At 69.1% G+C, this 12,154-nt stretch carries 8 protein-coding genes and 2 pseudogenes; 4 read left to right on the forward strand and 6 right to left on the reverse strand.

The features are described from left to right. Positions 1-104: 104 nt before the first annotated feature. The 6 genes and pseudogenes from AC2CHE_RS25255 to AC2CHE_RS25280 all read right to left on the reverse strand — a co-directional run. A pseudogene (locus AC2CHE_RS25255) lies at positions 105-800 on the reverse strand (IS5 family transposase); the annotation flags it as partial. Positions 801-1,254: 454 nt separating this feature from the next. Then, positions 1,255-1,509: a toll/interleukin-1 receptor domain-containing protein gene (locus AC2CHE_RS25260; protein WP_484507342.1), complete on the reverse strand. Its 255-nt coding sequence runs from the start codon at positions 1,507-1,509 to the stop codon at positions 1,255-1,257. A gap of 223 nt (positions 1,510-1,732) precedes the next feature. Further along, the gene (locus AC2CHE_RS25265) at positions 1,733-2,869 is read right to left on the reverse strand and encodes an ISAs1 family transposase (protein ID WP_484507343.1); all 1,137 of its coding nucleotides are present in this window, start codon (positions 2,867-2,869) and stop codon (positions 1,733-1,735) included. Between the two features lie 177 nt (positions 2,870-3,046). Beyond that, positions 3,047-3,715, reverse strand: coding sequence for a polysaccharide deacetylase family protein (locus AC2CHE_RS25270; protein WP_484507344.1), 669 nt, complete (start codon positions 3,713-3,715; stop codon positions 3,047-3,049). A 211-nt stretch (positions 3,716-3,926) separates the two neighbouring features. Next, entirely contained in the window at positions 3,927-5,120 is a 1,194-nt protein-coding gene (locus AC2CHE_RS25275) for an endo-1,4-beta-xylanase (RefSeq protein ID WP_484507345.1), read from the reverse strand. Positions 5,121-5,547: 427 nt separating this feature from the next. Then, complete coding sequence (locus AC2CHE_RS25280; protein WP_484507346.1) at positions 5,548-7,170, reverse strand: glycoside hydrolase family 43 protein; 1,623 nt, start codon at positions 7,168-7,170, stop codon at positions 5,548-5,550. A gap of 252 nt (positions 7,171-7,422) precedes the next feature. Between AC2CHE_RS25280 and AC2CHE_RS25285 the strand changes: the two genes are divergently transcribed. From AC2CHE_RS25285 to AC2CHE_RS25300, 4 genes and pseudogenes are all read left to right on the forward strand, one after another. Beyond that, on the forward strand, positions 7,423-8,715 hold the full coding sequence (locus AC2CHE_RS25285; protein WP_484507347.1) for an extracellular solute-binding protein: 1,293 nt from the start codon (positions 7,423-7,425) through the stop codon (positions 8,713-8,715). Between the two features lie 101 nt (positions 8,716-8,816). Next, the gene (locus tag AC2CHE_RS25290; protein ID WP_484507348.1) at positions 8,817-9,854 is read left to right on the forward strand and encodes a LacI family DNA-binding transcriptional regulator; all 1,038 of its coding nucleotides are present in this window, start codon (positions 8,817-8,819) and stop codon (positions 9,852-9,854) included. A gap of 128 nt (positions 9,855-9,982) precedes the next feature. Continuing rightward, positions 9,983-10,999 carry a LacI family DNA-binding transcriptional regulator gene (locus tag AC2CHE_RS25295; RefSeq protein WP_484507349.1) on the forward strand — a complete coding sequence of 339 codons (1,017 nt, stop codon included), beginning with the start codon at positions 9,983-9,985 and terminating at the stop codon, positions 10,997-10,999. A gap of 271 nt (positions 11,000-11,270) precedes the next feature. After that, positions 11,271-12,025 (forward strand): annotated as a pseudogene (locus AC2CHE_RS25300) (Rossmann-fold NAD(P)-binding domain-containing protein). The last annotated feature ends 129 nt before the right edge of the window (positions 12,026-12,154 follow it).

A 12,154-nucleotide genomic window follows, 5' to 3' on the forward strand; every position in this document is an offset into this window, starting at 1 on the left:
GGATCAACACCGCCAGCGCCCGCCGCGCTCACACCACGCCCACAGCCGCCCTCAACCTCCACGGCATCCCATGATCAAGCGGACATTCCCGGACTACTCCGGGGCCCTGGGGACCGCTCCACCACCCAGCGCCGTTTCACGACATGGAAGCCTCGGGTCTCGGTGTTGCGTGGCACGATCTCGGCGTCGATACCCAGAGTGGCGGCGTGTTCGACGAACTGGTTCTTGAAGCCGGCGTCCACCCAGGTCTTGACGACGCTCGGGTAGGCGGCTTTGAGCTGGTCCAGTGCTTGGATGCCGGCGCGGTTCTCGGTCACGGACGCGGCTACGACGATGACTGCCAGAAGGAGGCCTAGCGTGTCGGTGACTACGCTGCGCTTACGCCCGACGATCTTCTTCGCCGCGTCAGTTCCCTGCGTCGTGGCCGGCGGGTTGCTGGACGTCTTCACGCTCTGTGTATCGATGACCGCGGCGGTGGGCTGCGGATCACGGCCGGCCTTGACCCGGGCGAGAGTGGTCAGATCGACGTTGAGCTGGGCGAAGATGCCTTCGTCGCGCCAGGCGGCATAGTAGTAGTACACCGTGGTGTGTGGCGGAAAGTCATGAGGAAGGTACTTCCAGGCAATCCCGGTTCGATTGACGTAGAAAATGGCGTTGAGCACCTCCCGGACATCGGTGCGGGCCGGCTCACCGGTCGGCCGCCGGTCGAGGCGGGCCTGCTGCCAGGCAGTCAGGGTCGGCCCGATCAGCGCCCAACGGGCGTCAGAGATGTCGCTGGGGTACGCACGGCGAGCAGTCACGGTAGAGATCTACTCTGGACAGAAGCGAGGGAGATCGCTTTCGACAAGAGCGGCGATTCACGGTCAGGCTTACGTCAGACGGAATCCCGGGCTCATATATCCACAGAACGGGCGATGAGCAGCCCTTCGTCGCTACGTCAAAATATGGCAGGAGCCACGGAAAGTGCGAATGGGACGCATCGCAAATGATCCATAACTGGACAGTATTTCGACCGACTCGGATATCGAGTTCTCCAGCTTCGGGAATTGCTCGACGAACCGGTCCTGGAGTGCGATCGACGCCGTCTCGTCCAAGCCGATCAGCTTCCGATCCTACTGGTCAACCGCCAGACGTCGTCCCGGTTGCGTAGGGATACGGCCTGGAAATCGGCCAGCGGCGGGCAGATGGTCCGTAGCTCCCGAGGTGTGAGGTCGAACAACAGTGGAAAGACCTTTCCTTCCCGTAAGGACGGATTCAGCACCCGCTTTCGAAGATCACCCAAGGGCTGCCGGCCGTACGGTGCGAAAGGAAGATGAAACCGAGGTCCGCGTCGTTGAGCGCCCGGTAGATGCTCGGCACCGACGCGACGCCGGGCTCGATCTCTCGGGAGAAGAAGAACTCGATCTTTCCTTCCAGGAGTGAGTTTAGCCAGCGTTTGACGATCTGAGCCAGCGGCTCGATCCGTGGATCGGCAGTAGACCAGCTCAAGAAGGCTCGTGCCTTGTCCATATGCGCTCCTCGTCATGCGCCGGTATGCCCGGCAGAATAGCGAGGTCACTCAAACGGCACTGTCGTCAAGACTGTCGAGTTGCGAAGATTGGCAAGCGGTCGCCGTTCGTCCCGCATCAGTGGACGCGGACCTGACCATCGCGTTCGACTGAGTCAACCGGATGTGTCGGACGGTGCGGCGATCGATCGGGTGGGGTCAGCGGCCAGGGCCCCGGCAAAGTCGTCAGGTGATGCCGAGTAGTGCCAGCGGGCGGGTGCTGTCGCGGGCGTGATGCCGGTTCGCGGCGGCGATGTTGGTGATGCCGGCGGCGCGTAGGGCGCCGATGGCGGCGTTGCGGAGGGCGGCCATGACTTGTGGTCCGGTGCCGGTGCGGATCTGGGATCGGTCCTCGTCGTAGGTGACGTCTCGCACCCAGTGGACCTTGTTCTCTATCGACCAGTGGCCACGGATCCAGCCAGCGAGTTGCGCCGGTTTGGCTTGGTGGACGCGGAGGTCGGTGATCGCGTAGACGGTCTCGGTGGTGAAGCGTTTCGGCTGGTCGAGGCGGCGTCTGCGGCGGCGGATCTGCAGGGCCTGGGCGGCGTGCGGGAACTCGATCCCGGTGGAGATCGTCAGGATCTTGCAGGTGCGGATCTCGCGGCGGCCGTGGCCGCGGTCGGTGTCGCGGGTGGCGTCCGGGACGGCTCGCCAGGGCAGGCTGGCGAGTTGGGCGTGCAGGCTGGGCTGGTTGCCTTTGACGGTGAGGATCCAGTGGGCGCCGCGTTCGGCCAGGTAGGCGACGTGGTCGCGTTGGCAGTGCAGGGCGTCGACGGTGATCACGGTGTCACGGAGGTCGCCGATCTGGTCCAGCAGCGGTGCGAAGCGGGTGATCTCGTCGGTCTTGCCGTCGACGTCGGTGCTGGCCAGGACCACTCCGGTGGCCTGGTCGCAGGCGGCCAGGACGTGCCGGGCCGCAGTGCTGGTGGTGCGGGAGCCGCGCAGGGCCTTGCCGTCGACTGCGATCGCCCGCCTATCCGCTGACGGTGTGGCTATGGTCCGGCTGGCGAGCCAGCCGCTGACGGCCGCGTTGAGCAGGTCCGGGTCCAGGGCCTGCAACAACCGGCGGATCATCGCCTCCGACGGGCGCCGGTCCGGGGCGATGCCCAGCGCGAGCGCGGTCGCAGCCGGGACGTCGGCGACCCACTCGGCGATCGCGGTGTAGGAGCGGTAGCCGGTCACCACGGCACAGACCGCCGCGGTCACCACGACTGCCAGCCGGTGCCGGACACCGCGGCGGGCACGGGGATCCGGCAGGTCGGCCAGCGCTGCGGGCAGTCCAGCAGCGGTTTCGGGCACGGTGACATCCGGTGCGCTGGACACAGACGAGATCAGCGATGATGGCAGGGCGGGCATGACTCACTTCGGACGATCAACAAGGCGTAGAGAACCTCGATGATCATCTGAACAGGTCATGCCCGCCCTGCTACCACCAGCAACGGCGCGTCTACACCAAGCGGATCAAGCCGGACACCCTCACGACTTTGCCGGGACCCTGGGTCAGCGGCCGTCCGTGCCGGTCGGCAGCGCGAAACGCCAACCGTCCGTGTGCAGTACGGGTATGGCCCGGTCGACGGCGTCGACGGTCTGACTGCGGTCGCCGCCGCCGTCATGCAGCAGCACCACCGCGCCCGGGGCGACGCCCTCGATGAGGCGGCGCAGCAGCTCGTCGGTGCCGGGCGGTTCCCAGTCCGTCACGGCGAGCCGCCAGCCCATCGGCCGCATCCCGAGCGCCGTGGCTACGCTGGGCGTCTGGCCCCAGGCGCCGTACGGTGCCCGGAAGTAGGGAACCCGGACGTGCGGGACGGCGTGCCGGATGACGGCGTTGGTCTCCAGCAGGTCCGAGGCGATCCGCCCGGCGGCCCAGGAGCCCATGTCGTCGTGGTGCATGCTGTGGTTGCCCAACGCGTGCCCGGCCGCGACGATCCGGCGTACCAGCTCGGGGTGCTCGATGACCCGATCGCCCTGAAGGAAGAAGACCGCCCGGACGTGGTGGGCGGCCAAGATGTCGAGCAGATGCGGGGTGTGCTCCGGGTGCGGTCCGTCGTCGAAGGTGAGGCACACGACCCGCTCGGTGCCGATCACCTCGGTGGGCCGTACCGGTGGCGGTCCGACGCCCAGCCTGGACGCGGCACGCGGGGGACGCAGGGGCTGGGTGGTGGACGACATCGATCGGACCTTCCGCTGGTGGAGCCGTGGGGGGGGGGGGGGGGGGGCGCGCCCCCGCCCCCCGGGGGGGGGGGCGGCGGGGGGCCGCGCGGCGGGGGTGGGGGGGGGAAGGCGGGCGCGGGGCGGCGCGGGGGGGCGGGGGGCGGGGGCCCCCCCCCCCCCCCCCGGGCCCGCTGGTGGTGGATGGCTGGTCCGCCTGCCGGAACGAGGGTCAGCGGCGGGGCTTGGGTGCGATGCGGGGCAGGACGTACGGCGGGCCGGCGAGGATCAGGTCGGACTTGATCTCGTGGTAGGCCAGCTTGGGCTGGTAGTTCTCGTCCATGATGGTGGCCAGGCCCTCGGGCGGGTCTTCGAACCAGCCCGGCACCCAGGAGTGCTTGTCGCTGAAGCCCCAGACGGTGTACGAGAGACAGCTGCGGACGGCCAGGCATGCCTTCACCAGCACGCTGTGGTTGGCGGCCGACGCCTGCAACCTGGGGTTGATCTCCTCGGAGTTGCCGGCCTGGACCGCCTCGGTCATCTGGCTGCGGACGTCCACCTCGGTGAACGCGGTCGCCACCCCGAGCGAGGTGAACTTCTTCAGCGCCTCGGTCACCTGGAACGTGTTGAAGTTGCCGTACTGGGTGCCGAGGTGGCCCTGGGCGCCGACACCGTCGATCGGTACGCCCTGGGCGCGCAGCCGCTTGACCATGTCGTAGACGAACTGGGTCTTGTCGTCGGCCGGGTTGCCGGAGCCGAACGCCTCGATGTTGTAGTCGTTGTAGAAGAGCAGCGCCCTGGGGTCGGCGGCGCGAGCCCACCGGAACGCGTCAGCGATGTAGCCAGGCCCGAGGTTCTCGGCCCAGAAACCCTTGTAGTGCAGGGTGGGCGGAGTGTCCCAGGGGTCGCTGACCGCCTCGTTGACGACGTCCCACTGCCAGATCTTGCCCTGGTAGCGCTTGACCACCGTGGTGATGTGCCTGCGCAGCAGCTCGCGCAGCTCCTTCTTGCTGATGGCGCCGTCGGCGACCCCCTCGGTCAGCCACTGCGGCAGCTGGTTGTGCCAGACGAGCACGTGGCCCCGTACGCTCTGGCGGTTGCGCTTGGCGAAGTTGATGAGCTGGTCGGCCGGCTCCCAGTTGTAGGTGCCGCGGGTGGGTTCGAGGCTCTCCCACTTCATGGCGTTCTCGGCGGTGACCGAGACGAACTCGGATCCGGCGATCCTGCGGTACTCCGGGTCGGCGCTGTCGTTGAGGGCGTCCGCGCTGACCGCGGTGCCGATCTGCAGGCCGTGGCGCAGGCCGAGGGCGCCCAGGGTCTTCGCGGTCGGGTCGTACGGCCGGCCGGCCGTGGCCGGCACCATGTTCAACGTCGCAGCGGTCGCGACGGCGACCGCACCGACGGCCATCCACCGTCTCAACTTCATCTGCATTCCTCTCGATCTTCGATCGACAATCGTCGATCATGAAGCGCCGGTTCGGGCCGGTGCTGAGCAGGTTGGCAGCGGTGCGCGGCGCCGTGGCCGGACGTTTCACATGGTCACGAAGGGCGCCGATATCTTTCCGAATGTCGATCGGTAACTTGGTCGAAACGTTAGGGCCATCGATGGCTGCAGTCAACCACGAAAACTTCCGGAAGTGGCCTGTGTGCAGTGCTGGAACGTCCGGTTTGCGACCGGAAACTTCCGGATCCGCTCCGGCTTCGGGGCCGCCGATCGGCACCCCCACCCCCGGTGCGAAGTGGCCGGGCCGGCTCGCTCCCGCGGGTTCCGTGGACGGGATCGAGCCGGCCCGGGTCCAGGGCCCCGCCGGCAGCGGGTCGGTCGACGGCGTGCGCCGCCGGCCGATGCGGGATCAGTGTTCGAGATAGGTGGCGTGGTCGAAGTCGGCGTAGCGCCCGTCGCCGCCGATGTCCTGCACCCAGAGGCCGAGCAGAGCGCCGGTGAAGCCCCAGGCCGCCGGTTCGCCGTCGACGATCCGGGCCGCGTGTTCGTCCGAGAGGATGGTGGCGTCCAGTTCCACCGGCAGTCGCCGCCAACTGTCACCGAGGTCGTACGCGAAGCGCAGCACCGGGCCGTCGAAGGCGACCCGCAGGCCCACCCGCAGCCGGCCGCCGGTGTCGACGGTCAGGTTCGGGTACGCGGTGCGGTGGCCGCCGTCGCAGCTGAGCAGCTCCAGCACCGACCGTCCGTCGTCCGCCCGGGTCAGGTAGAGGTGGTGCCAGTTCTCGGTGTTGTAGTAGCCGGTGATGCCCGCCAGGTGCCGATGGTCGCCCGGGTCGAACTCGACGACGGTCTCCAACGAGCAACGGACCGCCCCCACCGGCCGCGCCACCAGGCTCGGCGTCTGCTTACCGACGGGAGACTGGCCGCCGTGCACCCGCAGGTGCGACGGACGGGCGCGCAGGTCGATCCAGTCGTCGGTCGCCGGCCGCCGCAGGGTCGACCAGCCGGCGCCCAGCTGCGGAGCGTCGAAGTGGTCGGTGGCCGGCTCGTCGGGCCACGGATGGGCCGGCAGGCCCGGGGCGGGGATCTCGTCGGCCGGAACCCGGCCGGACACGCACGGCCAGCCTCCCGGTGACCAGTCGACCTTCTGAATCGCGGTCTCCCGGCCGAGGACGCAGTTGCCGAGCGGGGTGTAGGGACGGCCCACCAGATGGGCCAGGTACCACTCACCACGCTGGGTGCGGACCAGACTGCCGTGGCCGGCCTTCTGCAGCGTCAGTTCCGGTCGGCCGACCGAGGTGAGCAGCGGCCCGGCCGGGTCCGCCTCGTACGGACCGAACAGGTCCCGCGACCGGGCCACCGTGACCTGGTGTTCCCAACTGGTGCCACCCTCGGCGGTGACCAGCCAGTACCAGCCGTCGTGCCGGTACAGGTGCGGTCCCTCGGTCAGACCGACCTCGGTGCCGGTGAAGATGATCCGGGGTCGGCCGACCAGTTGCCCTCGGGCCCGGTCATACTGCTGAATCTCGATCCCACCGAAGCGGTCGCGCCCCGGCCGCCAGTCAGCACTCATCGCCAGCAGCCAGGAGGTGCCGTCGTCGTCGTGGAACAGCGCGGCGTCGAAGCCGTGCGAGTGCAGCCGTACCGGGTCCGACCATGGTCCCGTGATGGTCGGCGCGGTGGTGAGGAAGTTCTGTGCGTCCCAGTAGCCGCTGGCGAAGCTGGCGACATCGCTGTAGACCAGGTAGAACAGCCCGTCGTGGTACGTGAGGTCAGGCGCCCAGATCCCGTTGGAGTCGCCGCACCCGCGCAGGTCGAGCAGGCGTCGTTCGGTGATGATCCCGCCGAGCTCCCGCCAGTGGACGAGATCCTTCGAGTGGTGCACCCGTACGCCGGGGTACCACTCGAACGTCGAGGTCGCCAGATAGTAGTCGTCATCGACCCGCAGGATGGACGGGTCCGGATGGAAGCCGGTGAGGACGGGGTTGCGGATCGACCGGGCGATAGCCACGTCTGCGATCTCGGTCGACATGTTCGACTCCTTCAGGTCACGATCCCGGTTTATTCCCGGAAATACTCCGGAAGTGCCAAGATTTCGCTCACGGTATCGGCTGGCGTCCCCTGGCGACACCCCCTTGACCGGCGACGCAAGCCCGTCGTAACGTGCCGGCCATCACCTCGAAAATACCGGTATCGAAGCGAAACTTGCGATCCCGCTTTCATCGCCGCCGCCACGCGCGGTGGTGTTTCCTCCGCGTGACTATGCTTTCCGAAGGGATAAACCATGACATCGCACCTCTCCCGCCGGTCGCTGCTGGGGTTGGCCGGCGCGGGTGCCGGCGCACTCCTGCTCGGCGCCTGCGGGGATGGGGACAGCGGCGCCTCCGCGAGCCCGCAGAAGATCAGATGGTGGCATGTCCAGGACGCCGAGCCGATGCTCAGCGTCTGGGCTGACCTGGCTCGGCAGTACGAGAACGAGCACACCCACGTCACCGTCGAGGTGCAGCCGTTGGAGGTCGAGGCGTTCAAGACCAAGCTGGACGGGGCGGTCGAGGCGGCGATGCCACCGGACCTGTTCCAGTCGTGGGGCGGCGGCGCACTGCAGCAGCAGGTCGAGGCCGGCCTCGTCAAGGACATCACCAGCGAGGTCCAGGGTTGGATCGGTCAGCTGCTGCCCGCTTCGTTGCAGCCGTACACGGTCAACGACAAGATCTACGGAATCCCGTTCGACATCGGCATGGTCGGCTTCTGGTACAACCGGGACCACTTCGCCAAGGCGAACATCGAGACGCCGCCGAAGACCTGGGCCGAGCTGCTCGATGTGGTCGCCAAGCTCAAGGCCGTCAACATCGCCCCGATCGCGCTCGGCGGCAAGGACAAGTGGCCCGGGCACTACTACTGGGCGTACCTGGCGATGCGGATCGGCGGTCTCGAGGCGTTGCAGCGCGCGGCCGAGGACCGCAACTTCGACACGCCGGTCTTCATCGCCGCCGGTGAACGCCTCCGGGAACTGGTCGACATGCAGCCGTTCCAGAAGGGCTACCTGCGCGCGGAGTACGGGTCCGAGAACGGGCAGGCCGCGACGATGGGCAACGAGGAGGCTGCCATGGAGCTGATGGGCCAGTGGGCGCCGTCGGTGCAGGCCTCCTCCTCGACCAGCAAGCGTGGCCTCGGTGACCGGCTTGCCTTCTTCCCCTTCCCGGCCGTCGAGGACGGCAAGGGCTCGGCCACCGACGCGTTCGGCGGCGGCAACGGCTTCGCGGTCGGCCGCGACGCGCCGCCCGCCACCGTGGAATTCCTGCGGACGCTGCTGCAGGCGAGGAACCAGCGCCGGGCCGCGCAGACCGGCGCGGTGCTGCCCACCAACCAGGCCGCAGTCGGCGGGATCAGGGACCTCAACAATCAGGTCGTGGCGGCGAATCTGGGCATCGCGACCGGCTTCCAGCTCTACCTCGACCAGGCGTACCCGCCGGCGGTGGGCCAGCAGGTGAACGAGAGTGTGGCGCAGCTGATCGCCGGCTCGAAGTGGCCGGACCAGATCGTCAAGGACATCACCAGGGTCGCGAAGAAGCAGTAGCGGGCGTCGCGTCGGCGCCCGGGCACCGCGCCGTCGCCGTACGTCAGCCCGTCGGCGCTCCCGCCGACGGCGTCGAGGGATGAGCGAAGTAGGGAGGGCGCATGGCTGCCAACGACAACCGGACAGTGACCATTGCGGCCATCGCCCGCCTGGCGGGGGTGTCGGTGCCGACGGTGTCCCGGGTGATCAATGGTCGTTCGGATGTGGCTCCGCAGACCCGTGAGCGGGTGGAGGAGTTGCTGACTCGGCATGGTTACCGGCGTCGGCCGCCGAGTATGCGGGCGAGTTCGGGGTTGGTGGATCTGGTCTTCAACGACCTGGACAGTCCGTGGGCGGTGGAGATCATCCGGGGTGTGGAGGACGTGGCGCACGCTACGGGGGTGGGCACCGTCGTCTCGGCCATCCACCGACGCTCGGCCTCGGCCAAGCAGTGGCTGGACAACATCCGGACCCGGTCCACCGAAGGGGTCATCTTCGTGACCTCCACCCTCGAACCGCCGCAGCAGGCGGAGTTGCGCCGGCTCAACATCCCGGCCGTGATCGTCGACCCGGCGGGTGTCCCCGCCCAGGACGCGCCGACCATCGGTGCCACCAACTGGGCGGGAAGCCTGCGGGCGACGGAGTATCTGATCGGGCTGGGGCATCGGCGGATCGGATTCATCGCCGGTCCGCCGCAGTTGATGTGCAGCCGGGCCCGGATGGACGGCTACCGGGCGGCCCTGGAAGCCGCCGGAATCCCGATCGACGACCGGTTGATCCAGGCGGGCAACTTCTACCACGAGGCCGGTTTCTCCGGCGGGGTGCGGTTGCTGGGGCTGACCGAGCCGCCGACGGCGATCTTCGCGTCGAGCGACCAGATGGCGCTGGGCGTGTACGAGGCGGTCCGGCAGCGCGGTCTGCGGATGCCGGACGACATCAGCGTGGTCGGTTTCGACGACCTGCCGGAGGTCCGCTGGTGCTCGCCGCCGCTCACCACGGTGCGTCAGCCGCTGGCCGAGATGGGCATGTTGGCGGCGCGGACGGTGCTGCGGCTGGCCCGCGGGGAGAAGGTGGAGAGCCCCCGGTTGGAGCTCGCCACCGAGCTCGTCATCCGCGACAGCGCGGCCGCGCCGCGGGTCGATCGGGGGTACTCGGAGTGAACTGCGCCAACTACCGATAGTCGAGTGAAATTTCCGCTACTAGGGTGTGGGCGGGTGGTCCGGTTGCCCGCCCTGGCCGCCCGGGGCATGGTGCGGGCTGTCGCCGTACCGGTTGGGTGGGGAGTGCCGTGGTTGCCAGAGACACCCGGAAGATCACTATTTCCGCGATAGCGGACCTGGCGGGGGTGTCGGTGCCGACGGTGTCCCGGGTGATCAATGGTCGTTCGGATGTGGCTCCGCAGACCCGTGAGCGGGTGGAGGAGTTGCTGACTCGGCATGGTTACCGGCGTCGGCCGCCGAGTATGCGGGCGAGTTCGGGGTTGGTGGATCTGGTCTTCAACGACCTGGACAGTCCATGGGCGGTGGAGATCATCCGGGGTGTGGAGGACGTGGCGCACGCTACGGGGGTGGGCACCGTCGTCTCGGCCATCCACCGGCAGACCTCCTCCGCGGAGCAGTGGCTCGACGGGATGCGCCGCCGGGGCACCGAGGGCGTGATCTTCGTGACCTCGATGGTCGAGCCACCCTTGCAGGCCGAACTACGCCGGCTCAGCATCCCGGTGGTGATCGTCGACGCCGACGGGCTGCCGGCCCGGGAGGCGCCGACGATCGGTGCCACCAACTGGGCAGGTGGCCTGCGGGCGACGGAGTATCTGATCGGGCTGGGGCATCGGCGGATCGGGTTCATCGCCGGTCCGCCGCAGTTGATGTGCAGCCGGGCCCGGATGGACGGCTACCGGGCGGCCCTGGAAGCCGCCGGGATGTCCTTCGACGAGGACCTGCTCTGCCCGGGCGACTTCTACCACGAGGCCGGCTTCAACGGCGGGATGCGGTTGCTGGGGCTGACCGAGCCGCCGACGGCGATCTTCGCGTCGAGCGACCAGATGGCGCTGGGCGTGTACGAGGCGGTCCGGCAGCGCGGTCTGCGGATGCCGGACGACATCAGCGTGGTCGGTTTCGACGACCTGCCGGAGGTCCGCTGGTGCTCGCCGCCGCTCACCACGGTGCGTCAGCCGCTGGCCGAGATGGGCATGTTGGCGGCGCGGACGGTGCTGCGGCTGGCCCGCGGGGAGAAGGTGGAGAGCCCCCGGGTGGAGCTCGCCACCGAGCTCGTCATCCGCGACAGCGCCGCCCCGGTCCAATGAGCTACCGATATTCTTCCGGAAGTTGTTGACGCCGCATCCGGAGGGACCGACGATGGGACTCGCCGTCCTTTCACCAAGGAACTGGCTGGTGGTGCCCGCCGTGCCCGCGGCACCGCCCGGCCGTGTCCGGCGGACGCCCACGCCGCCCGCCGGACACGGCACCCACCCTCCACCCGGCGCCGCACAGGTCGCCGTCGGCTTCTGCCGTCGGCAGATCTGCTGACGGTGAACGAGCCGCCCCTACACCGCCGACACGGGGCAGGGTGCTCATATGCAACTCCTCATGCTGGGCGGGTCGGGATTCGTGGGCGGGGCGGTGGTCGCCGAGGCGATCCACCGGGGCTGGGCGGTGACGGCGTTCAACCGGGGGCGGCACGGGGCGCCCCCGGCTGGCGTACGGCACCTGGTGGGTGACCGCACCGCCGTCGGCGGGTTGGCCGCGTTGGCCGAGGGGGAGTGGGATCTCGTCGTCGACACCTGGGACGGCCCTGGTGGCTCGACCGTCTCGCCCGGGGCGGTGAGGTGCTCGCGCCGGGCCCTGCCGACCTGCCCGTGCAGTACGTCGACGTCCGCGATCTGGCGGCCTTTCTGCTGGACGCCGGGGCCGACGGTCGGGCTGGAGCGGTGAACGTGGTGAGTCGACCCGGGCACACCACCATCGGCGAGCTGCTCACCCTCGGCGTGACAGCCAGCGGCGCTGACGCTCGACTGCGCTGGGCCGAGCCGGAGCAACTGCTCGCCGCCGGTGTGGAACCGTGGAACGATCTGCCGATCTGGATCCCACCGGGGCACGAGTACCGGTGGATGCAGCAGATGGACGTCACCCGTGCGTACGCCGAGGGGCTCAGCTGCCGGCCGGTGACCGAGACCGTCGTCGACACCTGGGCCTGGTTGCGCCGGGTGGGTTCGGTGCCGGCCCGCGCCGGTCGACCGGCCCGGCGGCAGGTCGGCCTGGACCCGGCCCGGGAGGCCGGCCTGCTCGCCGCCCTGACCAGCGGCCGTCCGTCGCCAGCGCCATCCCGTTGAACATTCCTGGACGCCGCGCTAGTACGGCAGCCGCCATTGGCTAGTTGACCAGGGCGTATTCGCGGTTGAGTCTGGTGCGTTGGTGGAACCAGCGGGCGCGGGCTTGGTGGCGGCGTCGCCAGGTGCTCC

The organism is Micromonospora sp. ATLC16 (genome assembly GCF_057196645.1).